The sequence below is a fragment of the Streptomyces sp. PKA51 genome, from assembly GCF_057552455.1.
This window is the reverse complement of the sequence record NZ_BAAJPZ010000013.1, coordinates 81,902-107,978: the sequence shown is the minus strand read 5'-3', so window position 1 is coordinate 107,978 and position 26,077 is coordinate 81,902. Positions and strand designations below refer to the sequence as shown.

Below are 26,077 nucleotides of genomic sequence, written 5' to 3'. Positions count from 1 at the left end.
GACGACATGCGTTTCGCCAGCGGCGGCGCGACCGCGGGCGTCCGGACGGATGGCACGGGCCGCGGGCACGCCCCCCGGCTCCACATCCTGGACGGACTGCGGCTCCTCGCGGCCCTCATGGTCGTGCTGTACCACTACACGAGCCTGAGCGGCGGCTGGCACCGAGATCCGCGACAGCTGTTCCCCGCGCTCGAACCCCTCACCCGCTACGGCTGGCTCGGCGTCGAGACCTTCTTCCTGATCAGCGGCTTCGTCATCTGCATGAGCACATGGGGCCGCACCGCCGGGGAGTTCCTGGTCTCCCGCGCCGCGCGGATCTACCCGGCCTACTGGGTGGCCATCGTGCTCACCGGCGGCGTCGTCCTGCTGTGGCCGCAGGTGCGCTCGGTGGCGGGCCCGGAGACGGTCTTCACCAACTTCACTATGCTCCAGACCGGGCTCGGCGTGTGGGACGTCGACGGCGTCTACTGGACGCTGTGGGTGGAGCTGAAGTTCTACCTGCTCTTCGCCCTCGTCGTCGCCCGCGGGGTCACCTACCGCCGGTGCGTGGTCTTCTGCGGGGTGTGGACGGTGGCCGCCGCCGTCAGCCCCACAGCGGACAGCAAGCTGCTCACGATGTGGGCCATGCCGTTCGCCGAGCCGTACTTCGTCGCCGGCATCTCCTTCTACCTGATGCGCCGCTTCAAGCCCACGGCCCTGCTGTGGGGCATCGTCGGCATCTCCTACCTGATCGCCAACCACCACGTGGCCAAGCGCGTGCACGACAACGCCAACCACGCCACGGCGCTCCTGCCCGCCCAGATCGGCGTCTTCGTCATCTTCGCGGTCATGGCCCTCGTCGCGCTGGGCGCCTTCGACCGGGTGCGCTGGAACTGGCTGGGCACGGCGGGAGCCCTGACGTACCCGCTGTACCTGCTGCACCAGTACATCGGCATGACCGTCATCTATGCGCTGCGCACGACGGTGCCGGCACCGCTGCTGGTCGCCGGGCTGATCGTGGTGATGCTGGGCGCCGCCTGGCTGATGCACCGCTTCGTGGAGAAGCCGCTGGGCCGGCGGATGCGGGCCGCCCTGCGCACCGGCCTGGAGGAACTGCGCCGCACCGAGCGGCCCGCCGCCCCCGCACAGCAGGCCGGGCTGCCGCTGCTGAAGGAGCCGCGCCGCTTCGACCGGCCGGCGGCCCCCGGGCCCGACCCCGTCGGCGCCGCCACGGCGGACGGCGCCTGACGGACGGGCCGGGCGCGGCTCAGAGCGAGCCCACGACCTTGCGCGGCACGATGCGCACGACGACGCGCTGGGCGTCGTCCTTGGCCGCGGGGTTGAAGTCCGCGTAGTCCTTACCGGTGTATTTCCGCGCCAGCTCGTCGATGAGCTCGTCGCCGCCCTCGGTCGTGATCTCGACGGTGCCGCGGATCTCCGCGTAGGTGTACGGCGCGTTCGGCGGGTTGATCAGCACCGTGATCCGCGGGTCGCGGCGCAGGTTCTTCTCCTTGCGACGCCCCACGGTGGTGGAGAGCAGCAGATCGTCGCCGTCGCGCTTGATCCAGGTGACGGACAGCTGCGGGCTGCCGTCCGGCTGCACGGTGGCGATGCTGGCGAAGACGGGGTTGTCGTCGATGTACTTCTTGAGGTCGTCGGACAGTACGGCGGACACGGCGGCCCTCCCGGGGGGCGGTGCGGTGGGGGTGGTTTGTCCGTGGATCCCTCCCCCACCGACCCCCTCCCCGAAACCGCGCGCCCCGCAAGGGGGCGCACCGCAGGGGCGCGGGGAACTGCGCGACCAGCCACCGACGGCCCGCAGCCGAACGCGCCATCCCAAGGCCCGGGCGAAGCAGAGCAGTGCGTCTGCGGGCGCGTCGTGGCTGGTCGCGCAGTTCCCCGCGCCCCTTACGGGGCGCTGCGGTACACGAGGGCCGTCGCCACGGCCGCCAGGCCCTCCGCACGGCCGGTCAGGCCGAGCCCGTCCGTCGTCGTGCCGGAGACGGACACCGGCGCGCCGACCGCCGCCGACAGCGCCTTCTGCGCCTCCTCGCGCCGCTTGCCGATCTTCGGCCGCACGCCGATCACCTGGATCGCCACATTGCCGATGCCGAAGCCGGCCTCCCGCACGATCCGTGCCGCCTCGGCCAGCAGCGTCACCCCGGACGCCCCCGACCACTCGGGCCGGTCCGTGCCGAAGTGCGCGCCCAGGTCGCCCAGGCCCGCCGCCGAGAACAGCGCGTCACAGGCCGCGTGCGCGGCCACGTCGCCGTCGGAGTGGCCGGCCAGCCCGTGGCTCGCGCCCTCCCACAGCAGGCCCGCGCACCACAGCTCGCGGCCCTCCTCGAAGGCGTGCACATCGGTGCCGATGCCGACCAGCGGCAGCAGCGGCCTCACCTCAGAAGCCATCGTTCGCCCTCCTGCGCGCCAGCACGGCCTCGGCCAGGACCAGGTCCAGCGGCCGCGTCACCTTGAACGCCTCCTCGTGCCCGGGCACCACCACGACCGGCACGCCGAGGCGCTCGACCATGCCGGCGTCGTCGGTGGCACCCTCGCCGTCCACGGCGACCTTCTCGTGGGCCTCGGCCAGCACGGCCCGGGCGAAGCCCTGGGGGGTCTGCACGGCCCGCAGCAGCGCGCGCTCGGGCGTGCCGACCACGGGCTCGGGCTCCCCGGCCCGCTCGCCCGTACGCGGCTCGACCTGCTTGACCGTGTCGGCCAGCGGCAGCGCCGGCACCACGGCCGGCGCCCCTTCACGCACGGCGGCGGCCACCGCGTCGACGGTGTCGACGGGCACCAGCGGCCGGGCGGCGTCGTGGACGAGGACGGCGGTGACGTCGTCGGGCAGCGCGGCCAGGCCGAGCCGCACCGACTCCTGGCGGGTGGCGCCGCCGGGCACGACGACGACGTCCGTACGGGTGCTGTCGCGGTCGGCGAGGGGATGGGCGTCCAGGAGGTTGCGGACCTCGGCGGCCCCGTCCGGCGGGGCGACCACGACGACGAGCGAGACGGCCCGGGAGGCCGCCATCGCACGCACCGCGTGCACGAGCATGGGCGTGCCGCTCAGGGCACGCAGGGCCTTCGGCGCGCCGGGGCCCAGGCGTACGCCACGGCCGGCGGCGGGGATGACGGCGGCGGTACGCCCCGGCACGGCGGGGGCGGGCGCGGGCTGTCGCTCGGACATTGCGTTGGCGTTCAGGTTTGCTTCCTCGGCCGATTTGGGTATGGCCTCAGCGTGCCTGCCGGGCACGATGCCCCGACCAGCCCCTTCCGTGACGACTGGCCGGTCGACTGCCCGGGCCCGGCACGCCTTCGAGCCACTGGTTCCACTGGATGCGACCGGAGCCGAAGATGCCGCAGCGCCCGTCGGACGACACGACGTCGTCACGCGGGCACCGCGGCACTTCTTCACATCCGGTCCGGGCGGCGGCGAGGCCACCGGCACCTGTGCGTCAGGAGGCGAGGACCTCGTCGAGCAGGGCCTCGGCCTTGTCCTCGTTGGTGTTCTCCGCGAGGGCGAGCTCGCTCACCAGGATCTGGCGGGCCTTGGCGAGCATGCGCTTCTCACCCGCGGACAGGCCGCGCTCACGCTCGCGCCGCCACAGGTCGCGGACGACCTCGGCGACCTTGATCACGTCGCCGGACGCGAGCTTCTCGAGATTTGCCTTGTAGCGCCGGGACCAGTTGGTCGGCTCTTCCGCATAGGGCGCACGCAGCACCTCGAAGACCCGGTCGAGCCCGTCCTGGCCGACCACATCGCGAACGCCGACGAACTCCGCATTGTCCGCCGGCACTCGAACCGTCAGGTCACCCTGGGCGACCTTCAGCACCAAGTAGGTCTTGTCCACGCCTTTGATCTGGCGAGTTTCGATGGCCTCGATCAGCGCGGCCCCGTGATGGGGATAGACCACGGTGTCGCCAACCTTGAACGTCATGTGACAGGTACCCCTTCCGTGGCTATCCAGTCTAACACGGGGCCCGCCCGTTCTGAATGGCGTTTCCGCAGGTCAGGGCATATCTCGGGGCTTGACAACAGAGACCGGGACGTGCTGCGGGGCCCTTCCGGAAGCAGGTATTCGCAGGTGGGAGCGCATCTGCGGGCAGGGCGAAACGCGGACGTTACGCCCGTCGGACGGGCTCCACGGGCAGCCGATCGTCCCGTTTTGCCGGGGTCCGGTCGGCGGACTTCGCGTACTCCGTTCGGGGCGCACGGGTCTTCTGTGCTCCGCCGCCCGGAATTGATCACACCGAACTTGATCAATTGCGGAACTCCTTCCCCATACGCCTCCCATTCATTGCCGATAAACACCCGCATCGGTGATCCCCGCGTTCACCCATGTCGCGAGATCGGCCGACCGCCGATATTCGGTCGCGCACCCGGCCGGGGCGCGAGTTGACCATGGGGGCGGGTCGGGTGCAGCGGCCGTCGGACGGCTCGGTAACCTAACCCCGCTGACACAACCCTTATCTCGTGCGTACCCCGTACGCGTACCTCGTCCAAGGAGATGCCGCCGCCGTGAGCAGCAGCCTTCGACGCGGCGCACTCGCCGCTTCCGCCCTCGTGCTCTCGATCGCCTCGCTCTCCGCCTGCGCGGCGGGCAACGACGCGCAGACGCTGGAGGTCAAGCCGGACAACGCCGCCACCTCGGTCGGCGACATCAAGCTGCAGAACATCACCGTCATCACGCAGCCCAACCAGGACACGGCCGGCCCCGCCGTGATCACCGGCCAGATCTTCAACAACGGCCGCAAGGACCAGACGCTGCGCTCGATCAAGCTGCCCGGCAAGGACGTGACCGTGAAGCTCACGCCCGCCAAGGGCGCCGGCGACGTCGTCGTCCCGGCCGGCGGCTCGGTGCTGCTCGGCGGCAAGGGCAACGCGTCCGCGGTGCTGCCCAAGGGCCGCGAAGGCATCAAGGACGGCGCGAGCCAGCCGCTGACCTTCAACCTCAGCTCCACGGGCGACGTCAAGATCGGCGCGTTCGTCGTCCCGGCGACGAGCTACTTCAAGGAGTGGGGCCCGGAGCAGGCCCCCGCCCAGGCCAAGCCGGGCGCCTCCGGCGAGCCCGGGGCGCCCTCGGGTGCGCCGGCGTCGGCGTCCGCGCCCGCGTCGGCGCCCGCGTCCGCCTCCGCGAGCCCCTCGGGGCAGCCCAAGCCGGGCGCTGCCGCGCAGCCGCAGCACGCGGGCCACTGACACGAACGGGCCGGGCCCGGAAGCGACCAGCTTCCGGGCCCGGCCCGTTGCGTACGAGCTCACCCTCGGGGTGTCCGGCGCCCCTTCGTCGCGCCGCACCACGGCGCCCCGTAGGGGCGCGGGGAACTGCGCGATCAGCCACGACGCGCCCGCAGGTGCGGTGCCGTGCCCCGGGCCCCGGGGTGGCGCGTTCGACTGCGGGCCGTCGGTGGCTTGTCGCGCAGTTCCCCGCGCCCCTGGCGGGGCGCCGTGCTGCCGGCCCGGGGTGCAGGCCGCCGGCGCGGGCCGGGCCGGTTACGGCTCGAACTTGTAGCCCAGGCCTCGCACCGTCACCAGGTAGCGGGGGGCGCCAGGGTCCGGCTCGATCTTGGCTCGGAGGCGCTTGACGTGCACGTCGAGCGTCTTCGTGTCGCCCACGTAGTCCGCGCCCCACACGCGGTCGATCAGCTGCATGCGGGTCAGGACGCGGCCCGCGTTGCGCAGCAGCATCTCGAGGAGGTCAAACTCCTTCAGCGGCAGGTCGACCTTCGCGCCCGCGACCGTCACCACGTGCCGGTCGACGTCCATGCGGACGGGGCCGGCCTCCAGGGCGGCCGGGGCGACCTCCTCCGGTTCTCCGCGGCGGCGCAGGACGGCGCGGATGCGGGCGACGAGCTCGCGTGAGGAGAACGGCTTGGTGACGTAGTCGTCCGCGCCTATTTCCAGGCCGACGACCTTGTCGATCTCGCTGTCCTTGGCCGTCACCATGATCACGGGAACGTTCGAGCGACTGCGCAGCTGCCGGCAGACCTCGGTGCCGGGCAGGCCCGGCAGCATCAGGTCCAGCAGGACGAGGTCGGCGCCGTTGCGCTCGAACTCGTCCAGCCCGTCCGGCCCCGTGGCCGCGACGGCGACCTCGAAGCCCTCCTTGCGGAGCATGTAGGACAACGCGTCGCTGAAGGATTCCTCGTCCTCTACGACGAGCACTCGTGTCACAGTTCGACCTCCGGTCGGGCCTGCGGCCCAGACGGCGTGGGATGGAACGGGGAGGCGGCGCCGGTGGTCACCGGTGCACCCCCGGCGCGGGCAGGGGATCGTGGGGCGCGTGGTGGACGAAGTCCGCCGCGTCGGGGCCGATGAGCGGGCGGTTGCGCTCACGCGTGGCCCGGGCGCCCTGACCTGCGCGGTCGCGCTCGCGGCTCGCGCCGGCCTCCGGCAGGCGCAGGGTGAACGTGGAGCCCTGGCCCTCGGCGCTCCAGACGGTCACCTCGCCGCCGTGGGAGGCGGCGACGTGCTTGACGATCGACAGGCCCAGGCCCGTGCCGCCGGTGGCGCGGGAGCGGGCGGGGTCGACGCGGTAGAAGCGTTCGAAGACGCGTTCGCGGTCCTTCTCGGAGATGCCGATGCCCTGGTCGGTGACGGCGAGCTCGATCAGGTCGCCGCCGGGGGCGGCCACCTTGCGGGCGGCGATGCCGACGCGGGTGCGGGCGGGGCTGTAGTTGACGGCGTTCTCGACGAGGTTGCCGAGGGCGGCCGCGAGCTGGCCGCGGTTGCCCCAGACGTACAGGCCGGCGGTGCCGCCGGTGGCCATGGTGATCTGCTTGGTGCCCGCCTGGTGGCGGCAGCGGTCGATGGCCTCGGCGACGAGTTCGTCGACGCGGACGGGCTCGGCGTCCTCCAGCGGGTCGTCGTTCTGGACCCGGGAGAGGTCGATGAGCTCCTGGACGAGGTTGGTCAGGCGGGTGGCCTCGATCTGCATGCGGCCGGCGAAGCGGGTGACGGCCTCGGGGTCGTCGCTCGCGTCCATGACGGCCTCCGAGAGCAGGGACAGCGCGCCGACGGGGGTCTTGAGCTCGTGGCTGACGTTGGCGACGAAGTCGCGGCGGACAGCCTCGATGCGCCGGGCCTCGGTGAGGTCCTCGACGAGGAGCAGGACGAGCCGGGAGCCGAGCGGGGCGACGCGGGCGGAGACGGCCAGCGCATCGCCGCGGCCGGTGCCGCGGCGCGGCAGGTCGAGCTCGACCTGGCGTATCTCGCCGTCGCGGCGGGTGTCGCGGGCCATCTGCAGCATCGGTTCGACGGCGAGCTTGCCGCCGCGCACCAGCCCGAGGGCGTAGGCGGCGGAGCTGGCCTTGACCACGGTGTCGGCCTCGTCGAGGACGACGGCGGAGGAGCGCAGGACGGACAGGACGGTGTCCACGCCGGGCGGCAGGACGGCGTCGGTGTGCAGGGAGGTGCGGGTGGGCCTGGCCTGGTCGCGCTCGCTCCAGCGGAACGCCAGCATGGCGATGACGCCGGTGCACACTCCGGCGATCGCTGCCGCTGCGGCGACGGCCGCGTCCAGGTTCATGTCTCCAGGTTATGCGGGAAAAAGGGCCCTCCCACAGCCGAATGGGGGGCGTCTCGAACACCCGTTGCCGAGAGTTCACCTTCAGGTCAGAAGTGGTTCACTCCGGGGGACGGCAGCCGTCGCGTTGCGGCCGGACCGTGGGGAGCGTTGGCCGTCCGAGGGGCACCGGATGCGGTTCCCGGCGGTCAGGGCAGTACTCGAGCGAGAGAAGGTCGACAGATGCGGGACGCGTACCACGAGGAGCTGGATTCGATCGGCGAGGGCCTGGTCGAGATGGCCCGGCTGGTGGGCTCCGCGATCGGGCGCGCCACCACGGCGATCCTCGACGCGGACCTGAAGCTGGCGGAGTCCGTCATCGCGGCGGACGCCAAGGTCGACGATCTGCAGCGGGACCTGGAGGCCCGGGCGATCGCCCTGCTGGCCCGCCAGCAGCCGGTGGCCACGGACCTGCGGATCGTCGTCACGTCGCTGCGCATGAGCGCGGACCTGGAGCGCTCGGGCGACCTGGCCCAGCACGTGGCCAAGCTGGCCCGGCTGCGCTTCCCGGAGTCGGCCGTGCCGCGCGACCTGCACGCGACGATCCTGGAGATGGGCCAGCTCGCGCAGCGGCTGATGGCCAAGGCGGGCGAGGTGATCATCACCAAGGACGTGGACCTGGCGCTGCAGCTGGAGCACGACGACGACGCGATGGACCTGCTGCACCGCGCGCTCTTCCAGCACCTGATGGACGACCGCTGGCGGCACGGCATCGAGACGGCGGTGGACGTCACCCTGCTGGGCCGCTACTACGAGCGCTTCGCGGACCACGCGGTCTCGGTGGCCAAGCGCGTGGTGTACCTGGTGACCGGTGAGCACGCCGACGAGCTCACCCAGCCGGGCGGCCAGCAGGGCGCCCTCGAAGCGCCGTAGTCCGCTCGCCGTAGTGCGCTCACCGTAGTCCTCTTGCGCGGCGCACGTCGGCATCACGCGCGCTCCGTCATGCCCCTGCGCGCCCCTCGTGCCCGCACATACGTACGCGACGGGCATTGACGGTCGCAACGGACGGCCCTTGACTGAGGGGGAAGGCAGACACCCTTCGAGGAGGATTCCGAATGAGCGGCTGTCAGTGTGGACCCGGGTGCTCGTGCGGCTGCCAGCAGGGCGGCTCCTGCCAGTGCGGCGGCAGCTGCAGCTGAGAGGCATCTGAAGGTCTCTCGCTCCGTACGTCACTCACACTCAGCGGAAAGGGCCCCCGTCCGGTGGGACGGGGGCTCCACTGCGTCCGCCGAGGGGTCACACCCGGTCGGCGACGGCCGGCTCGGGGCCCGCTGCCGACCCGTCGAGCTCGGCGCGCCGCCGGCCGCCCCAGCGGATGACGGGGGCCATCGCGGCGGAGGTCACCACGAACAGCACGCCGAGGAAGATCCAGCCGGGGGCGCCCCAGTAGACGATGAGGCCCGTCAGGGCCAGCGGGCCGAGCATCTCGGCGACGGTGATGCCGTTGCCGAAGAACGCCTGGTACTGGCCGGTCTTGCCCTTGGGGGCAAGGCCGAAGCTGACCTCCCACTCCCCGGCCGCCTGCATCATCTCGCCGGCGACCATCAGCCCGGCGGCGAGGACGAGCAGCGCCCCCGCCGTCCAGGCGGAGTCCCCGGCGGCGGAGAAGGCGAACGCCAGGCACGCCGCGCCCAGCAGGACGCTGCCGAGCAGCAGATAGCGCGCGGCGGAGGCGAGGTCCTTGACGCCGTCCGAGACCCGGACCTGGAAGAGGGCCACCACCACGGTGTTGAGCATCAGCATCACGGACAACAGCGACACCGGGGCCGCGGTGTGCTCGCTGATCCACAGCGGCAGCGCGACGCTGACCAGCGGGACGTACAGCAGCAGGACGGTGTTCAGCACGCTGATCAGGACGTACGGGCCGTCCCGGAAGACCGAGGTGCCGCCCGGCTTCGCCGTCGCCCCGGCGGCGGCCCGGGGGGCCGCGGGAACGGGCGGCACGGCCGGCAGCCGGCTCAGGACGAACGCGGCGACGAGGAAAGCGAGGGCGTTCAGCACGAACGCGGCGTAGTACGCCCCGCGCCGGTCGAAGAGCAGCACGAGGCCGCCGAGGCCGGCGCCGATCGTCATGCCCGCGTTGAAGCTGGACTGGACGTACGCGCGCACGCGCGTGACCTGCTCCTTGGGCACCAGCCCGGCGAGCAGGGCCTGTTCGGCCGCCGAACCGCCGCGCTGGCTCACCGCGTAGGCGCACGAGGCGATGACGAAGGGCACGAAGGAGGTGATGAAGGTGAAGGAGGCGACGGACAGGGCCGCGCACACGAACAGCACGACCGCCGTGCCACGGGGGCCCATGCGGTCGGCCAGGTGTCCCAGCGGCACGCTCAGCACGAGCGCCGCCGACCAGCCGATGGTCAGGCCGAGGCTCATCTGGAACGGGGACAGCCCGACGATCCGGGTGAAGAACAGCGCCGCACAGATGTTGTAGGCCCCGTCCCCCATGCGGCACACCAGCTGGGCCAGGGCCAGGCCGCGGGGCGGGCCGGGGGGCGGGATCAGGTCCTTTAACACGTTGCTCCTTCGGGCCGCGCGGGCGCGGGTGCTCGGCGGTGCGCCGTTCCGGCGCGCGCACGGCGAGGTGTCCGGGGGTGGGCTGGAGTACGGGCACGGCCCGGCGGGACGCGGCCCGCTCGCCGGACGACGCCGGCGGGGCGCACGCGCGCGTACGGCCGGTCCGGGACCCGGGGAGGGGGATCGCTCGTCGATCCCGCCCGTCACCCTCCGCCGACGACGTCGGCGGCCGCCCGGCCCACACCCGGCCGGAGGTCGCAAAGGCTGATCGGCAGGCCTCTCCGCGGCCCTGTATGACGGACAGAAAGATAGGCACAGCCCACGGAGGCGCACAAGGCACGACGGCCCGATCGACCGGATGCGGTGCGCCCCGTGGGGGCGCGGTCCCGCACCGGCCTGCAGTTGCCGCCACGTGGGCGTGCGGGGCGCCCCGTAGGGGCGCGGGGAACTGCGCGACAAGCCACGACGCGCCCGCAGACGGGGTGCCGTGCTGCGCCCCGGCGCCCGGGGTGGTGTGTCGACTGCGGGCCGTCGGTGGCCGATCGCGCAGTTCCCCGCGCCCCTACGGGAGGGGCGTGAGGGTGATGTCGGGCCGCATCGCGGCCAGGGTGGTGGCGACGGTCGCGCCGATCTCCTCCGTGTGCTCCGCGCCCTCGCCGGGGCAGCCGAGGACGACGAGGAGTGCCTCGTGGTCGCCCTCGCCGACCTGGCGTTCGGCGGAGTCGCAGTCGCGGCGGCCCAGCCAGGCGAAGGGTTCCAGCTCCCCGCCGGGGCCCGGCACGCCGTAGACCAGGTCGCCGGCCGGGACGGGCCGGGAGCGGGAGGAGAAGGCCGGCACGATCCGTTCGCCGCCGGTGGCGCGGGCGACGACGAGGTCGCGGCCGTCGTCCTCGGGCAGCAGCCGGTGCAGGCCGATTCCGGCGCCGTGCCGCAGCGTCGCCACGCTCACCGCGTCGACGACGGCGCCGTGGGAGCGCCAGCCGCGCGTGGCGAGCAGGGTCCGCAGGCGCTCGCCGGCCGGGACGACCTCGGGGTGGCCGAGGCCCGCGAGGAGCTTGCGGTACCCCTCGGGCAGCGGGGCCTGCGCGTCGTACGCGGCGGCGACCTGCTCGGCGGTGAGCCCGTCGCCGCCGAGCAGCGGCGCGTCGGCGGTCAGCCGCCAGGCGCGGGAGTGGTGCAGGCCCAGGGCGCGGGCGTCCGGCGAGACGAGAAGTTGCATGCGGTTCCCTCCACTTGGCGAGCTTTGTTCACTCGACCGATCCTGTCGCGGCACATCCCGAGGAATGCATGCGGCCGGGCGCATGGCGATACGCGCACACCATGGCCGCATACACCGTCATGACCACAGGGGGAGACTGGCGTGTCCGAGCACCTCGGTCAACGAGAGGACGAGATCCGCGCGCAGATCGGCGACTGGTTACGCAGCGACCGGTTCAGCTGTCTGGCGGGAAAGGCCGCCCTGCGCAGGGACTTGATCACCTATGCGGTGCTCGGCCCCCTGGGGGCCGAGGAGACGACTGCCGGGCTGCACCGGGCACTTGAGGAGTACGTCGCCGAACGACTCGGGCCGGACGAGAACTTCGCCACCTTCATCGCCGTCTTCGACGGGCCCGCCGGGCTCTCGGAGGAGCAGTTCGAGGCCATCCTGTGGCAGCAGTTGTCGGATCTTCACACGATCGACCGGCAGCGGTACGCGTGGGCGCCGGACGCGGACCCCGACCCGCAGTCCCCGCGCTTCGCCTTCAGCGTCGCCGGACACCCCTTCTTCGTCGTCGGCATGCACGACGGGGCCTCGCGGATCACGCGCCGCTCCCCGCTCACCGCCCTGGCCTTCAACTCCCACCACCAGTTCGAGCGGTTGAAGCAGAACGGTGTATACAGCGGCCTCCAGCGCCGCATACGCCAGCGCGAGATGCGCCTGCAGCAGTCGGTCAATCCGAATCTGGACGAGTTCGGCCTGTCGTCGGAGGCCCGGCAGTACTCGGGGCGCACGGCCGAACCGGGGTGGACCTGCCCTTTCCGGCCGGTGGCGGAGAATCGCTGAACGGACGGCCCGTGCCGGGCCGGTGTTTCCTTCCGGCCATTCTCCCGAATTCCTTTGCGCGCACCGGAGTTGGCCGGGGAACGGCACCCCGGCGAAGAAATACCTGGTAGATGCAGTGGATTCCGGCCATCGAGCGGCGCTCGAGCGCGACACACCCGTCCCGCGTGTGATCCGTGTCATATCGAGGCCCTGTAACAGCGTGGCAACCTGGCGCGGCGGCAGCGACGCCGGCCCGGCCACAGTGGCGGCACCTCCGGCGTGCCGCGCCGCGTCATGCCCTGTTTCCTCAGCACAACGAGCAAGTCCTGCACCGGCGTTCGCCGGTCATCGCACGACGAGACATCCAGCGGGCCCCCGCTCCGGGACCGCCCGCCTTCCGCTCGGGGGAGCCCCATGAACGACGACCGGCGTTTTCGCGTGGTGATCAACGACGAGGAGCAGTACTCCGTCTGGCCCGCGGACGGCGACCTTCCGGCGGGCTGGCGGGCCGAGGGCTTCGAGGGCCCCAAGCAGGAGTGCCTGGCCCACATCGACACCGTGTGGACCGACATGCGCCCGGCGAGCCTGCGCCGCCGCACCGCGGCGTCCGCCTCTTGATGCGGCCCGCCCCGTACGCCACCGCCCGATCCCGCACCGCCCCCTACGGCACCACCTGATCCCGCAGCGTGCGCCCCGGGCCCCGGCCTGCGCGCGGCCGCGGAGTCGACAGCGACACGAGTGACGGGAGCGCCGCCTTCCGGCGTCCCGTCGTGAAAGGACATTGTGAGCAGCCCCGCCGTGCGTCACCTGATCTCCACGAGGGACCTGACCGACTCCGATCTGCGCTCCCTCGTCGAGCGGGGTGCCGCGTTCTCCCGTGGCTCCGTCCGTTCGGGGGACCAGCTCTCCGGGCTGGTCGCCGGCGTCCTCTTCCTGAAGACGTCGACGCGCACCCGTACGTCCTTCTCCGCCGCGGCCCTCCGGCTCGGCGCGAAGCTCATCTCCTACGGCCCCGACGACCTGCAGACCAACAGCGGGGAGACCCTGGAGGACACCGCCGAGGTGCTCTCCCGGATGCTGGACCTGCTCGTGGTGCGCAGCGCGGGGGACCCCGCCGACCTGCGGGCGTTCGCCGCGCAGTCGCGGATGGCCGTGATCAACGCGATGACCGCCGACGAGCACCCGACCCAGGCGATCGCCGACCTGACCACCCTGCTGTGCCGCTTCGGCAGCCTGGAGGGTCTGCGGGTCTGTTACGTGGGCGAGGGCAACAACACCGCCGCCGCCCTGGCGCTGACGCTCAGCCGCTTCAAGGGCGTCCACCTGGAGCTGCGGACGCCGCCCGGCTACGGCCTGGCGCCCGCGACGATGCGGCAGGCGCTGGCGAACGCGGAGGCCAGTGGGGCGCGGGTGACCGAACTGCACTCCATGGACACCGCACCGGCCGGCTTCGACGTCATCTACACGACCCGGTGGCAGACGACGGGCACCAGCAAGGCGGACCCCGGCTGGCGCGCGGTCTTCGCGCCGTTCCAGGTGACCACCGCGCTGTGGGACGCGAGCCCCGACGCGGTGTTCCTGCACGACCTGCCCGCCCACCGCGGCGAGGACGTCACCGCCGAGGTCCTGGACGGCCCGAAGAGCCTGGCCTTCGACCAGTCCGAGAACAAGATGTACGCGGCGATGGCCGTCCTGGAATGGTGCGCCGGCGCGCGCTGACGATCCGGCGCCGGGCGCCGGGGGACCACACCACAGCGGGGGAAACGCACACGTGAACACGATGTCCGCCACCGAGCCCACGGCCGTCCGGGCGGAATGGAACGACACCGCCCGCAAGGGGCTGCGCACGACCCTTCCCGAGCTTTTCGAAACGCAGGTCCGGCGCGTGCCCGACCGCACGGCCGTCGTCCACGACCGCACGGCCCTGACCTACCGGGAGCTCAACGAGCGCGCCAACCGGCTGGCGCGGGTCCTGGTGGCCCGCGGCGCCGGGCCCGAGCGGCTGGTGGCCGTGGCGACGCCGCGCTCCGCCGGGACGCTCGTGGCGAACCTGGCGGTGGCGAAGGCCGGCGCGGCCTGGGTGCCGGTCGACCCGCAGTACCCGCCGGCCCGCATCGCCGCGCTGCTGGATTCCGCGGCGCCCCACCTCGTCCTGACCACCGCCGCCGTGGCGGACGGGCTGCCGGAGGGCCCCGGGCGGATCGTCCTCGACGACCCGGACGTCGCCGCGCTGATCGCCGGGCAGGACGCCCACGACCTGACCGACGCCGAACGGCTCGCCCCGCTCGACGCGGACCACGCGGCGTACGTCATCCACACCTCGGGATCGACGGGCAGGCCCAAGGGCGTGGTGGTGACGCATGCCGGTCTGGCGAGCCTGGCGATCGACCACATCGAGCGCTTCGGGATCACCGAGGGCGACGGCGTGCTGCAGTTCGCCTCGTTCAGCTTCGACTGCTCGGTCGGCGACATGCTGATGGCGCTGGCCTCCGGTGCGGCCCTCGTCGTCCGCCCGGAGGACTGCCTGTCCGGGGAGGAGCTGGGCGCGCTGATCGACCGGGCCGGCGCCACCCATGTGACCATCCCGCCCCAGGTGCTCGCCGCCCTGCCGCCCGCCGCGTACCCGACGCTGCGGACCATCGCCACCGCCGGTGACGTGTGCTCCGGCAGGCTCGTGGACCAATGGGCCCCGGGCCGGCGGATGTTCAACGCCTACGGTCCCACCGAGGCCACCGTGGACGCGGTGGCCACGGAGGTCACGGCGGGCACTGCCGTCCCGCCGATCGGCCGGCCCGTGGTCAACACCCGGGCGTACGTGCTCGACGAGGACCTGCGGCCGGTTCCGGTCGGTGAGGAGGGCGAGCTGTTCCTCGCCGGCGCCGGGCTGGCCCGGGGCTACCTGCGCCAACCCGGCCTGACCGCCGAGCGGTTCGTGCCCTGTCCCTTCGGGGAGCCGGGTGAACGGATGTACCGCACGGGCGACCTGGCCGTGTGGCGGCCGGACGGGAACCTGGAGTTCCGCGGCCGGGTCGACGAGCAGGTCAAGATCCGCGGATTCCGTATCGAGCCCGGCGAGGTCGAGGCCGCGCTCGGCGCCCACCCGGAGGTCTCCGACAGCGTGGTCGTCGCCCGCGAGGACCAGCCGGGCGGCAAGCGCCTGGTCGCGTACGTCGTCCCCCGGGAGGGGGCCGCGCCGGAGCCCGCCGCGCTGCGCCGCCACCTGGCCGGGCTGCTGCCCGACCACCTCGTGCCCAGCGCGGTCGTCGTCCTGGACGCCTTCCCGCTGAACCGCAACGGCAAGCTGGACCGCGCCGCCCTGCCCGCGCCCGACCTGTCCGCCACCGTCTCCGCGCGGGCGCCGCGCACCCCCCACGAGGACCTGCTGTGCGGCCTGTTCGCCGAGGTCCTGGGCCTGGACCGGGTCGGCCCCGACGACGCGTTCTTCGACCTGGGCGGCGACAGCGTGCTGGCCATCCGGCTCGCGGCGAAGGTCCGCGAGGCGGGCTGGGTGCTCTCCCCCAAGGACGTGTTCACCCACCAGCGGGCCGAGGCGCTGGCCGGGCTCCTCGTACCGGCACCGCAGCCGCAGCCGGCCGGTGCGACCGGGGGCGACGCCACCGGCGGGGCACCGCTGCTGGAGCTGAGCCAGGACGACATCGACGATCTCACAGGGGAATGGACAGATGAACTCTGACAGCCGGAAGCCGGCCATCCTGCCGCTGGCCCCGCTGCAGGAGGGGATGCTGTTCCTCTCCCTGTTCGACCGGCAGGCCGCCGGTGCCGGTGTCTACATGCCGCAGATGGTGGTCGAGCTCGAAGGACACGTCGAGACGCCGGTCCTGGAATCCGCCGTCCGCGCCCTGACCGGGCGGCACGCCAATCTGCGCGCGTGCTTCCGTACGGCGAAGAAGCAGGGCACGCCGGTGCAGCTGATCCCGCCCGCGGTGGAGGTGCCGCTGCGGGAGTTCGACCTGTCCGGGCTGCCTAAGGACGCGCGCGAGGCCGAGCTCGACCGGCTGATGGCCGAGGACCGGGCGGTCCCCTTCGACCTGGCCCGGCCGCCGCTGCTGCGGTTCACGCTGATCCGGCGCACCGCCACGCGCTGGCGCCTGGTGATGACGCACCACCACATCCTGCTGGACGGCTGGTCCGTCCCGCCGCTGCTCGACGAGCTGCTCACCCTCTACCGGCAGCAGGGGGATCCCGCCGGCTTACCCCCGGTCGTGCCGTACGAGAACTACCTGCGCTGGCTGGCCGCCCAGGACCGCGACGTCGCGCGCGACGCCTGGCGGCGCTCGCTCGCCGGCGTGGAGGGCCCCACCCTGCTCGCCCCCGCGGCGACCGGAGAGCAGACCACGCCGCCCCGCACCCTGGAGACGGGCCTGGGCGAGGAGGTGACGGCGGCGCTGACCGCCCGGGCGCGCGGCAGCAGGCTCACCCTGAACACCGTCGTCCAGGGCGCGTGGGGGACGGTGCTCTCCCGCCTCACCGGCCGGGACGACGTGCTCTTCGGCGTCACCGTCTCCAGCCGCCCGGAGGCGGTCGAGGGCGTCGACCGGATCATCGGCCTGCTGATCAACACCCTGCCGGCCCGCCTGCGGGTCGACTCCTCGCTCCCGCTGGCCGAGCTGCTGCGCGGCCTGCAGGACGAGCAGGCGGACCTGCTGCCGCACCACAACCTCGGCCTGACCGAGATCCAGCAACTCGTCGGCTCCGGCCCGCTGTTCGACACCCTGATGGTGTTCCAGAACTACCCCGAGCGGGCCCGGGACGCGAGCGGGGACCTGCGGATCGTCGACGCGTACGACATCGACGCCACCCACTACCCGCTGAGCCTGACCGTGCTCCCCGGCGCGGACCTGCGGCTGCGGCTGGAGTACCGCACCGACGCGTTCGACGCGGAGACCGCCGCACGCATCCTGGCCTGGCTGGTGCGGCTGCTGGAGGCGTTCGCCGAGGACCCCGCCCGGCCGCTGTCGTCCGTCGACCTGCTGGGGCCGGCCGAGCGGCACCGCGTCCTGGTGGAGTGGAACGACACCGCCCACCCGGTGCCCGCCACCACGCTGCCGGAGCTGTTCGAGGCGCAGGCGGCCCGCACACCGGACGCCGTGGCCACCGTGTTCGCCGGCGAGGCGCTGACCTTCGCCGAGCTCAACGAGCGGGCCAACCGGCTGGCCCGGGTGCTGGTCGCCCGGGGCGCCGGCGCCGAGCGCCTGGTCGGCCTCTCGCTGCGGCACTCCCCCGGGATGATGGCCGCCGTCCTCGCGATCCAGAAGACCGGCGCGGCCTATGTGCCCGTCGACCCGGACTACCCCGCCTCCCGCATCGCCCACCTCGTGTCCGACGCGGCGCCCGTGCTCGTCGTCACCTCCGCCGAGCACGCCGCGGCCCTGCCGGAGGGCACCGAGCTGCTCCTCCTGGACGACCCGCAGGTCGCGAAGGAGGCCGCCGCCCACCCGGGGACGAACCTCACCGACGCCGAGCGGGCCGCCCCGCTCGACCCGGCGCACGCCGCCTACGTCATCTACACCTCCGGCTCGACCGGCGTCCCCAAGGGCGTGGTGGTCGAGCACCGCAACGCCGTCAACCTCTTCCACAACCACCGCGCCGCCTACTTCGGGCCCGCCGCCCGGGGGGCCGGTGCGGAGCGGCTGCGCATGGCGCTGGCCTCGTCGATCTCCTTCGACGCGTCGGTGGCCGGGATGCTGTGGATGCTCGACGGGCACGAGCTGCACCTGGTCGACGAGGTGTGCCGGTACGACCCGGCGGCGTTCGTGCGCTTCGTCGACGAGCACCGCATCGACGTCGTGGACGTCACCCCCTCCTTCGCCGAGCAACTGCTGCTCGCCGGGCTGCTGGAGGGCCGCCGGCCCGCGGTGCTCGTCATGGGCGGCGAGGCCATCGGCGAGGCGCTGCTCGCCGAGATCGGCGCGGCGGACGACATGGAGACGTACAACTGCTACGGCCCCACCGAGTGCACCGCCGACGCGACCAGCCCGCAGCGCCTGCGCGGCACCAGCGGGCAGAACATTGGCCGACCGGTGTGGAACGGCCGTGCCTACGTGCTGGACGCGGATCTGGCCCCCGTCCCGGTGGGGGTGGTCGGCGAGCTGTACATCGCGGGCGCCGGCGTCTCCCGGGGCTACCTCAAGCGGCCCGGGCTGACCGCGGACCGGTTCCTGCCCTGCCCGTTCGGCACGGGCGAGCGGATGTACCGCACCGGCGACCTGGCCCGCTGGCTGCCGACCGGGGAGATCGAGTACGTCGGCCGCGCCGACGAGCAGGTCAAGATCCGCGGCTTCCGGGTGGAGCTCGGCGAGATCGAGGCGGTGCTGCAGCAGCACCCCGCCGTGGCGCAGACCGTCGTCGTCGCCCGCGACGCCGCGGGCGGCGGCAAGCAGCTGGTCGCCTACGCGGTACCGGCGGCGCACCCTGCCGCCGGCACGCTCCCCGCCGAGCTGCGCGCCCACGCGGCACAGCGGCTGCCGGACTACATGGTGCCGGTCGCCGTCGTCCTGCTGGACGAGCTCCCGCTGACCCCCAACGGCAAGCTGGACCGCGCCGGTCTCCCGGCACCCGAGCTGACCGGCCGGGCGGCCGGCCGGGCGCCGCGCACCGAGCTGGAGGAGACCCTGTGCCGCCTGTTCGCCGAGACGCTCGGCGGCGAGGGCATCGGCATCGACGACAGCTTCTTCGACCTCGGCGGCAACTCGCTGCTGGCCATGCGCCTGGCCTCCCGGGTGCGCACCGTCCTGGACGTCGAGCTCCCGGTCCGTACGGTCTTCGAGGCGTCCACCGTCGCCGGTCTCGCCGGCCGCCTGGGCGGCGCCCCGGCCGCCCGCCCGCCGCTGCGGCCCCGGCCGCGCGGTGCGGCGGCGCCGGCCTCGTCCGGGCAGCGCCGGCTGTGGTTCCTCGACACGATGGACCCCGAGCACTCGCCCTACAAGATCCCGCTGGCCGTGCGGCTGGACGGCGAGCCGGACCGCGACGCCCTCGAACACGCCCTCGCCGACGTCGTGGAGCGGCACGAGGTGCTGCGCACCGTCTACCCGGAGCGCGACGGCGAGCCGTACCAGCACGTACTGCCCGTGGCGCAGGCCGCGCCCGCCCTCGCGGTGCGGGAGACCACCGAGGCCGGCCTGGACGAGGCGCTGCTGGCGGAGGTCTCCCGGCCGTTCCGCCTGCAGGTCGAGCCGCCGCTGCGGGCGACGCTCTTCAGGCTCGGCGAGCGTGCACACGTCCTGCTGCTCGTGGTGCACCACATCGCCGCGGACGGCTGGTCGATGGGCCCGCTGGCCCGGGACCTGTCCCGGGCCTACGCGGCGCGCCTGCGCGGCACGGCGCCCGGCTGGGAGCCGCTGCCCGTGCAGTACACGGACTACGCCGCCTGGCAGCTGGAGACGACCGGGTCCGAGGGGACGCCCGGCAGCCTGATGGCCCGGCAGGTGGACTTCTGGCGCTCGGCCCTGGCCGATCTGCCCGAGGAGCTGGCCCTGCCGGCCGACCGGCCGCGCCCGGCCGCCGGCACCCACCGGGGCGGCGTCGAGCCGTTCACGGTGGACGCCGATCTGCACGCCGCCCTCGCCGCCCTGGCCGCGGAGCGGCGGGCCAGCCTGTTCATGGTGGTCCAGGCCGCGCTGGCGGCCCTGCTGCACCGGCTCGGCGCCGGGACCGACATACCGATCGGGGCCCCGGTCGCCGGGCGCGCCGACGAGGCGCTGGACGACCTGGTCGGGTTCTTCGTCAACTCGCTGGTGCTGCGCACCGACGTCTCCGGCGACCCGTCCTTCGCCGACCTGCTGGAGCGGGTGCGCGAGGGCGACCTCGCGGCGTACGCGCACCAGGACGTGCCGTTCGAACGGCTGGTGGAGGTGCTGGGCCCGCCGCGCGTGCCCGGCCGCAACCCGCTGTTCCAGGTCGAGCTGGGCGTGATGGAAAGCGCCGTGGAGGAGCTCGACCTCCCCGGGCTGACCGCCACGGTGCTGCCGGTCGGCGCCGCCGCCGTCCCCTTCGACCTGTCCTTCGAGCTCACCGCCCGGACGGATGCCTCGGGCCCCGCCGGGGTGGCCGGCCGGCTCGACTACAGCACCGAGCTGTTCGACCCGGCGACCGCGCGCGCTCTCGTCGAGCGCCTGCTCGGGGTGCTGCGGCAGGTCGCTGCGGACCCCTCCCTGCCGGTGAGCCGGCTGGACGTCCTCGGCGAGGCCGAACGCGAGCTGCTGCTCACCGAGTTCAACCGCAGCGAGCGGGAAACGGACCTCGACGACCTGGTGGCCCACGTCCAGCGGATCGCCGCCGAGCGGCCGCGGGCGGTCGCACTCGGCGACGGCCGCACGGAGCTCGACTACGCCACCCTGGCGGGCCGGGCCTCCGCGCTCTCCCGCCGGCTGACCGCCGCCGGAGCCGGCCCGGGCACCGTGGTGGCCGTGTGCGCGGCCCGCTCGGTGGCGGTGCCCGTCGCGCTGCTCGGCATCCTCGGCGCGGGCGCCGCGTACCTCCCGCTGGACCCCTCGGGCCCCGTCGCCCGCAACGCCGACATGCTCGCCCGCAGCGGCGCCCGCGTCGTGCTCGCCGACGCCGCGCACGCGGAACGGGCCGGGGAGCTCGCCGCTGCGGCGGGCGCCGACGCGGCAGCGGTGCTGGTGCTGGTGCTCGGCGAGGAGTGCGACGCCCCGGACGAGCTGGCCGCGCCCGTCGGACAGCCGGACGACCTGGCGTACGTCCTGTTCACCTCCGGGACCACCGGCCGCCCCAAGGGCGCGATGGTGCACCGCCGGGGCATGGTCAACCACCTGCTCGCCAAGGTGGAGGACCTGGAACTGACCGCCGACGACAGCGTGCTGCAGAACGCGCCGCTGAGCTTCGACATCTCGGTGTGGCAGATGCTGGCCGCCTTCGTGACCGGCGGGCGCACCCGCGTCGCCGGCGACGACCTGGCGGCCGACCCCGACCTGCTGTTCGGCATGGTCGCCGCCGAGCGGCTCACCGGCGTCGAGGTGGTGCCCTCGCTGCTGCGCACCGCCCTCGACGGCTGGGACGTCACCGGCGACGCGCCGGAACTCCCCGCCCTGCGCTGGCTGATGGTCACCGGCGAGGCCCTGCCGCCAGACCTGTGCGCCCGCTGGTTCGCCCGCTACCCGGACATCCCGCTGGTCAACGCCTACGGCCCGACGGAGTGTTCGGACGACGTCACGCACGCGTGGCTGACCCCGCGGACCGCGCCCGGGGCCGGGCAGCGCGTGCCGATCGGCCGCGTCATCCGCAACACGCGGCTGTACGTGCTGGACGAGGCGATGCGGCCGGTCCCGCTGGGCGCCGTCGGCGAGCTGTACGTGGGCGGCACCGGCGTCGGCTACGGCTATCTCGGCGACCCCGCGAGGACGGCGGACGCGTTCGTGCCCGACCCGTTCTCCGAGGTGCCCGGCGCGCGGCTGTACCGGACCGGGGACCAGGCGCGGTACCGGCCGGACGGGCAGCTGGAGTTCCTCGGCCGCAACGACCACCAGGTCAAGATCCGCGGCCAGCGCATCGAGCTCGCCGAGGTGGAGAGCGCCCTGCGCGCGGTGGACGGCGTCCGGGACGCCGTCGTGGTCGTCCGCGCGGACGCCGCCGGGCACGACCGCCTGGTCGGCTACTACACCGGCACCGCCGTGGCGGACGAGGTGGCGGCGCTGCTCACCGGCGTCCTCACCCCGGCCATGGTGCCCTCGGTGCTGGTGCCGATGGCCGCCCTGCCGCTGAGCGACAACGGCAAGGTCGACCGCAAGCGGCTGCCGGAACCCGAGCTGCCAGCCGCGGGCGCCGGACGCCCGCCCGCCACCGAGCGGGAGAAGGTGCTGTGCGGCATCTTCGCCGACGTGCTCGGCGTGCCGTCCGTCGGCGTGGACGACGACTTCTTCCAGCTCGGCGGCCACTCGCTGCTGGCCACCCGGGTGGCCACCCGGGTCCGCACGGAGCTGGGGACCCGGCTGCCGGTCCGGCTGCTCTTCGAGGCCCCGACGGTCGCCGCCCTGGCCGCCCGGCTGGGCACCGAGGACCGCGCGGCGGGCCTGGGCGTCCTGCTGCCGCTGCGCCGCACCGGCGAGCTGCCCCCGCTGTTCTGCGTCCACCCGGCCAGCGGCCTGGCCTGGACGTACGCCCGGCTGGTGGGGCTGCTGGAGCCCGGGCGGCCCGTGTACGGCCTGCAGGCGCGCGCCCTCACCCGGCCCGATCGGGCCCCCGCCACGACCGGGGAGATGGCCGCGGACTACGTGGCGCAGATCCTCACCGTCCAGGCGCAGGGCCCCTTCCACCTGCTCGGCTGGTCGTGGGGCGGGCGCCTCGCCCACGAGGTGGCGGTGCGGCTGCGGGGGCTCGGCCACGAGGTGGCCCTGCTGGCCGTCCTGGACTCCGAGCCGTCCACCACGGACGTCCGGGTGCCCGGCGAGGAGGAGTTCGTCTCCCACCTGGTGCACGAGGCGGACCTCGACCGCGGGGCGCTCGGGGAGGGTCCGCCGACGCTCGCCGGGCTGCGGCGGGCCCTCGACGCGGCGGGCCCGGGGGCCGGGCCGCTCGCCGGCCTGGAGGAGGACACGCTCCGGGCGGTGTACGACACCTTCCGCAACGAGGCCCGCATCGGCCTGGAGCCGCCCGCGGAGCCCTACGACGGGGACGTGCTGTTCTTCGCCGCGGGGCGCGACGCACCGCAGGCGTCCTCCCTGGCCGAGCTGTGGAAGCCGTACGTGACCGGCCGGGTCGAGGAGCACGTCGTCGACTGCCGGCACCTGGAGATGCTCGCTCCCGGGCCGCTCGGCGCGATCGCGGCCGTCCTCGCCGAACGCCTCGCCGGCAGCGGAGAGGGGCCGGCGCAGTGATCTACGAGAAGGCGTCCGACGTCGTCCTCGACGACATCTTCCTGCGGCTGCCCGGCTTCCTGCCCGGCGGCGAGGTGTTCCTGAAGCTGGAGGGGCTCAACCCCGCCGGCTCCGTGAAGCTCAAGACCGCCGTCGCCCTCGTCGAGTCGATGGAACGGGACGGCACCCTGCGCCCCGGCTCCCGCGTCATCGAGTCCTCCTCCGGCAACCTCGGCGTCGCCCTGTCGGTGGTGTGCGCGGCCAAGGGCTACCCGCTGACGGTGGTGACGGACCCCAACGCCTCCCGCCACTCGCTGCGCGTCATGCGCAGCCTGAGCACCGAGGTGGTCGAGGTGACCACCCGGGACGCGCAGGGCGGCTTCCTGAACACCCGGATCACCTACATCCACCGCCGCATCGCCGAGGACCCGACGCTGGTGTGGCTCAACCAGTACGCCAACCCCGCCGGCGTACGGGCCCACCGCGACCGCACCGCCGCCTCCGTCCACAAGGGGCTGGGCACGGTGGACGCGCTGTTCGTCGGCGCCGGGACCACGGGCACGCTGATGGGCTGCGTCGAGTACTTCGCCGAGCACAGCCCCGGCACCCGGGTCGTCGCCGTGGACGCCGTCGGCTCGGTCACCTTCGGCGGCCCCGCCGCGCCCCGCTTCATCCCCGGCCTCGGCACCAGCCGGCGGCCCGAGCTGTTCACCGACGACGGCGGCTTCGAGAAGCTGCTCGTCGCGGAGCCCGACACGGTGGCGATGTGCCGGCGCGTCGCCGAGACGTACGGCCTGCTGGTGGGCGGCTCCACCGGAACCGTGCTCGCCGCCGTGCAGCAGCTCGCGCCCACCCTGGCCACCGGCTCCCGCGTGGCCGTCATCTCCCCGGACCTGGGCGACAAGTACATCGACACCGTCTACTCCGACGCCTGGGTCGCCGAGCGCTACACCGGCATCCCCGAACTGGCCGGCCTCGGCCCCACCACCACCAGCAGCAGCCGATAAAGCACCACCCGAGAAAACTGCACTCGATGAAAGAAATGAGCCCCATGCCCGACTTCTCCGTCGTGCCCGGCGCGGCCGTCTCCGCGATCCTCGCCGACGCCCACCAGGACGTCCTGCGCATCGTCGCCGACACCTACGTCGCCCACGAGCAGGGGCTCTCGGTGAACCCCGACAGCTACTTCCTGCGCTTCCCGGACAAGCCCAACGCCCGCGTCATCGCCCTGCCCTCCTACCTCGGCGGCGACGTGGACGCCATCGGCATGAAGTGGATCGCCAGCTTCCCCGACAACACCCTGCAGGGGCTGCCGCGTGCCTCCGCGACGCTGCTGATCAACGACTACGCCACCGGCTACCCGGTCGCCTGCCTGGAGGCGGCCGGCATCAGCGCCGTGCGCACCGCCGCCTCCGCCGCCGTCGCGGCCGCCGAACTGCTCCCCGCGACCGGGCCCGTACGGCTCGGTGTCGTGGGCGCCGGCGTCATCGCCCGCACCATCGTCGACTACCTCCACGCCCGCGGCGTGAAGGTCGCCGACGTGCTGGTGCACGACCTGGACCCCACCAGCGCCGGCCACCTGAGCGCCCACGCGACGGCCCGCATGGGCGTGCCCGCCGGCACCGGCACGCTCGACGAGGTCCTCGCCCGCGACCTGGTGGTCTTCGCCACCACGGCGGCGACGCCCTACGTGCCCGCGGACACCCCCCTGCGGCCCGGGCAGGTCCTGCTGAACGTCTCCCTGCGCGACCTCGCCCCCGAACTGCTGCTGCGCGCCAACAACGTCGTCGACGACGTCGACCACTGCCTCAAGGCGCAGACCTCGCCCCACCTGGCCGAACAGCTCACCGGTGGCCGCGACTTCATCACCGGCACCCTCGGCGCGCTGCTCCGGGGGAACGTCACCCTCGATGCGGACAGGCCGACCGTCTTCTCCCCGTTCGGTCTGGGCATCCTCGACCTCGCCGTCGGCCACCACGTCCTGCACGAGGCCCGCCGCCGGGGGACCGCCGTCGAGATCCCGGACTTCATCGGCGAGACCAGGCGCTGGTAGCCCGCCGGGCAGGAACAACGGCAGGAGGGACAGGGGTGACGACCAATCCGCAGGACATCGACGTGCTGGTCCCCAGGATGGACATCCAGCAGCTCGCGGCGCTCGCGCCCCTGGACCCGGGCGCCGTGGAGATCTACGAGCACACCACGCGCACCACGAGCGTCTCGCTGGGCGACCTGGTCCGGCTGACCGGCCGCCCGGAGGACGCCGTCGCGGAATCCGTCCGGGTCCTGCTGCGGCTGCGCCTGCTGCGGTGGGCGGAGGGCGAGCCCACCCGGCTGACCGCCATCTCCCCGGACAGTGCCGAGCTGCACGTCCTGGAGCCCGCCGCACGGAAGGTCGCCGAACTGCAGGAGGCGCTGGTCCAGGTCCGCGGCGAGCTCTCCGCCCTCTCCGAGCTGTACCACGACGGGATCGTGCACCGGCTGCGCGGGGAGAGCACGGAGATCGTCACCGGCCCGGCGGACGTCCGCGGCCGCGTCGAGCACCTCATCGACCGGGCGACCGGGGAGATCCTCGTCGCCCGGCCGGGCGGGGCACGCCAGGAGGACGTGCCGTGGGAGTGCCCCGAGCGCGTCGAGGCGGCGCTCGCGCGCGGCGTGCGGCTGCGGGTCATCTGCCAGCACACCGCGCAGTTCAGCCTGCCGGCGGTCGCCCGCGTCGAGCGGGTGACCGCCCTGGGCGCCGAGGTGCGCACCGTGGGCGACCGGATCGAACCGGTCCTGGTCGTCGACCGGAACACCGCCGTCATCCCGCTGCGCGACGACCCGCGCGGCGCGGTGCTCGTCCGGGACCTCAGCACCGTCGACTTCATGACCGGCACCTTCGAACGGCTGTGGCCGCAGGCCACGCCCTTCCCGGCGAAGCTGGGCCGCGGCCCGGCCATCGCCGCGTCGGACGCCGTGAAGTCCGACATCGTCCGGCTGCTGATCGCCGGGGAGGACGACAAGGCCATCGCCCGCCGCATGGGCATGTCGGTGCGGACCTGTCAGCGGCACATCACCGAGATCATGAACCGCCTGGGCGCCCGCACCCGGGTGCGCGCCGGCTACCTGCTGCACGAACTCGGCCACCGGTGAGCCCCCCGCAGGGGCTCACCGGTGGCCGTGTGCGTGCG

General features: G+C 73.7%; 19 protein-coding genes. 11 read left to right on the top strand and 8 right to left on the bottom strand.

Annotated features, from left to right (window positions below; genetic code table 11):
* The first annotated feature begins 6 nt into the window (after window positions 1–6).
* Entirely contained in the window at window positions 7–1,227 is a 1,221-nt protein-coding gene (locus tag AC27L3_RS20165; protein ID WP_487235438.1) for an acyltransferase family protein, read from the top strand.
* A 19-nt stretch (window positions 1,228–1,246) separates the two neighbouring features.
* Here the strand turns inward: AC27L3_RS20165 and AC27L3_RS20160 are convergent, their stop codons facing one another.
* From AC27L3_RS20160 to AC27L3_RS20145, 4 genes are all read right to left on the bottom strand, one after another.
* Entirely contained in the window at window positions 1,247–1,654 is a 408-nt protein-coding gene (locus AC27L3_RS20160; RefSeq protein WP_487235437.1) for a PPOX class F420-dependent oxidoreductase, read from the bottom strand.
* Between the two features lie 233 nt (window positions 1,655–1,887).
* Window positions 1,888–2,388, bottom strand: coding sequence for a 2-C-methyl-D-erythritol 2,4-cyclodiphosphate synthase (gene ispF / locus AC27L3_RS20155; protein WP_487235436.1), 501 nt, complete (start codon window positions 2,386–2,388; stop codon window positions 1,888–1,890).
* A complete protein-coding gene (ispD, locus tag AC27L3_RS20150) occupies window positions 2,378–3,163 on the bottom strand; it encodes a 2-C-methyl-D-erythritol 4-phosphate cytidylyltransferase (protein ID WP_487235435.1) in 786 nt (261 codons plus the stop codon). The genes ispF and ispD overlap by 11 nt, the downstream gene beginning before the upstream one ends.
* 268 nt (window positions 3,164–3,431) lie before the next feature.
* Entirely contained in the window at window positions 3,432–3,914 is a 483-nt protein-coding gene (locus AC27L3_RS20145) for a CarD family transcriptional regulator (RefSeq protein WP_003953493.1), read from the bottom strand.
* 581 nt (window positions 3,915–4,495) lie between these two features.
* Between AC27L3_RS20145 and AC27L3_RS20140 the strand changes: the two genes are divergently transcribed.
* Complete coding sequence (locus AC27L3_RS20140; protein ID WP_487235434.1) at window positions 4,496–5,173, top strand: copper chaperone PCu(A)C domain-containing protein; 678 nt, start codon at window positions 4,496–4,498, stop codon at window positions 5,171–5,173.
* A gap of 294 nt (window positions 5,174–5,467) precedes the next feature.
* Here the strand turns inward: AC27L3_RS20140 and phoP are convergent, their stop codons facing one another.
* Together phoP and phoR are read right to left on the bottom strand one after the other, a co-directional pair.
* On the bottom strand, window positions 5,468–6,148 hold the full coding sequence (gene phoP, locus AC27L3_RS20135) for a two-component system response regulator PhoP (protein ID WP_365966232.1): 681 nt from the start codon (window positions 6,146–6,148) through the stop codon (window positions 5,468–5,470).
* A gap of 67 nt (window positions 6,149–6,215) precedes the next feature.
* Entirely contained in the window at window positions 6,216–7,502 is a 1,287-nt protein-coding gene (gene phoR, locus AC27L3_RS20130; protein ID WP_487235433.1) for a two-component system sensor histidine kinase PhoR, read from the bottom strand.
* Window positions 7,503–7,721: 219 nt separating this feature from the next.
* Here phoR and phoU point away from each other — a divergent pair, with 219 nt between their 5' ends.
* Window positions 7,722–8,411, top strand: coding sequence for a phosphate signaling complex protein PhoU (phoU, locus tag AC27L3_RS20125; protein WP_487235432.1), 690 nt, complete (start codon window positions 7,722–7,724; stop codon window positions 8,409–8,411).
* 363 nt (window positions 8,412–8,774) lie between these two features.
* On the opposite strand, the gene AC27L3_RS20120 is transcribed toward phoU, so the two are convergent.
* Both AC27L3_RS20120 and AC27L3_RS20115 read right to left on the bottom strand, forming a co-directional pair.
* Complete coding sequence (locus AC27L3_RS20120; RefSeq protein ID WP_487235431.1) at window positions 8,775–10,052, bottom strand: MFS transporter; 1,278 nt, start codon at window positions 10,050–10,052, stop codon at window positions 8,775–8,777.
* 562 nt (window positions 10,053–10,614) lie between these two features.
* Window positions 10,615–11,271: a hypothetical protein gene (locus AC27L3_RS20115; RefSeq protein ID WP_487235430.1), complete on the bottom strand. Its 657-nt coding sequence runs from the start codon at window positions 11,269–11,271 to the stop codon at window positions 10,615–10,617.
* A gap of 141 nt (window positions 11,272–11,412) precedes the next feature.
* On the opposite strand from AC27L3_RS20115, the gene gntA reads away from it, so the two are divergent.
* The 8 genes from gntA (at window position 11,413) to AC27L3_RS20075 (ending at window position 26,039) form a co-directional block, all read left to right on the top strand.
* The gene (gene gntA / locus AC27L3_RS20110; protein WP_487235429.1) at window positions 11,413–12,096 is read left to right on the top strand and encodes a guanitoxin biosynthesis heme-dependent pre-guanitoxin N-hydroxylase GntA; all 684 of its coding nucleotides are present in this window, start codon (window positions 11,413–11,415) and stop codon (window positions 12,094–12,096) included.
* A 393-nt stretch (window positions 12,097–12,489) separates the two neighbouring features.
* The gene (locus AC27L3_RS20105; protein ID WP_487235428.1) at window positions 12,490–12,693 is read left to right on the top strand and encodes an MbtH family protein; all 204 of its coding nucleotides are present in this window, start codon (window positions 12,490–12,492) and stop codon (window positions 12,691–12,693) included.
* Between the two features lie 165 nt (window positions 12,694–12,858).
* Window positions 12,859–13,794, top strand: coding sequence for an ornithine carbamoyltransferase (locus tag AC27L3_RS20100; protein ID WP_487235427.1), 936 nt, complete (start codon window positions 12,859–12,861; stop codon window positions 13,792–13,794).
* Between the two features lie 61 nt (window positions 13,795–13,855).
* A complete protein-coding gene (locus AC27L3_RS20095) occupies window positions 13,856–15,769 on the top strand; it encodes a non-ribosomal peptide synthetase (protein WP_487235508.1) in 1,914 nt (637 codons plus the stop codon).
* Window positions 15,759–22,928, top strand: coding sequence for an amino acid adenylation domain-containing protein (locus AC27L3_RS20090; RefSeq protein ID WP_487235426.1), 7,170 nt, complete (start codon window positions 15,759–15,761; stop codon window positions 22,926–22,928). Before AC27L3_RS20095 ends, AC27L3_RS20090 begins: the two co-directional genes overlap by 11 nt.
* Window positions 22,925–23,914, top strand: a complete 990-nt coding sequence (sbnA, locus tag AC27L3_RS20085; protein WP_487235425.1) for a 2,3-diaminopropionate biosynthesis protein SbnA — start codon at window positions 22,925–22,927, stop codon at window positions 23,912–23,914. Before AC27L3_RS20090 ends, sbnA begins: the two co-directional genes overlap by 4 nt.
* Window positions 23,915–23,940: 26 nt before the next feature.
* Window positions 23,941–24,960, top strand: a complete 1,020-nt coding sequence (sbnB, locus tag AC27L3_RS20080; protein WP_487235424.1) for a 2,3-diaminopropionate biosynthesis protein SbnB — start codon at window positions 23,941–23,943, stop codon at window positions 24,958–24,960.
* Window positions 24,961–24,995: 35 nt separating this feature from the next.
* Entirely contained in the window at window positions 24,996–26,039 is a 1,044-nt protein-coding gene (locus tag AC27L3_RS20075; protein ID WP_487235423.1) for a LuxR C-terminal-related transcriptional regulator, read from the top strand.
* Window positions 26,040–26,077 lie beyond the last annotated feature (38 nt).

Coding starts and splice junctions, on each gene's coding strand:
- AC27L3_RS20165 (WP_487235438.1), top strand. CDS start 7: ATGCGTTTCGCCAGCGGCGGCGCGACCGCGGGCGTCCGGACGGATGGC.
- ispF (WP_487235436.1), bottom strand. CDS start 2,388: ATGGCTTCTGAGGTGAGGCCGCTGCTGCCGCTGGTCGGCATCGGCACC.
- ispD (WP_487235435.1), bottom strand. CDS start 3,163: ATGTCCGAGCGACAGCCCGCGCCCGCCCCCGCCGTGCCGGGGCGTACC.
- AC27L3_RS20145 (WP_003953493.1), bottom strand. CDS start 3,914: ATGACGTTCAAGGTTGGCGACACCGTGGTCTATCCCCATCACGGGGCC.
- phoR (WP_487235433.1), bottom strand. CDS start 7,502: ATGAACCTGGACGCGGCCGTCGCCGCAGCGGCAGCGATCGCCGGAGTG.
- phoU (WP_487235432.1), top strand. CDS start 7,722: ATGCGGGACGCGTACCACGAGGAGCTGGATTCGATCGGCGAGGGCCTG.
- AC27L3_RS20115 (WP_487235430.1), bottom strand. CDS start 11,271: ATGCAACTTCTCGTCTCGCCGGACGCCCGCGCCCTGGGCCTGCACCAC.
- AC27L3_RS20105 (WP_487235428.1), top strand. CDS start 12,490: ATGAACGACGACCGGCGTTTTCGCGTGGTGATCAACGACGAGGAGCAG.
- AC27L3_RS20095 (WP_487235508.1), top strand. CDS start 13,856: ATGTCCGCCACCGAGCCCACGGCCGTCCGGGCGGAATGGAACGACACC.
- AC27L3_RS20090 (WP_487235426.1), top strand. CDS start 15,759: ATGAACTCTGACAGCCGGAAGCCGGCCATCCTGCCGCTGGCCCCGCTG.
- sbnB (WP_487235424.1), top strand. CDS start 23,941: ATGAAAGAAATGAGCCCCATGCCCGACTTCTCCGTCGTGCCCGGCGCG.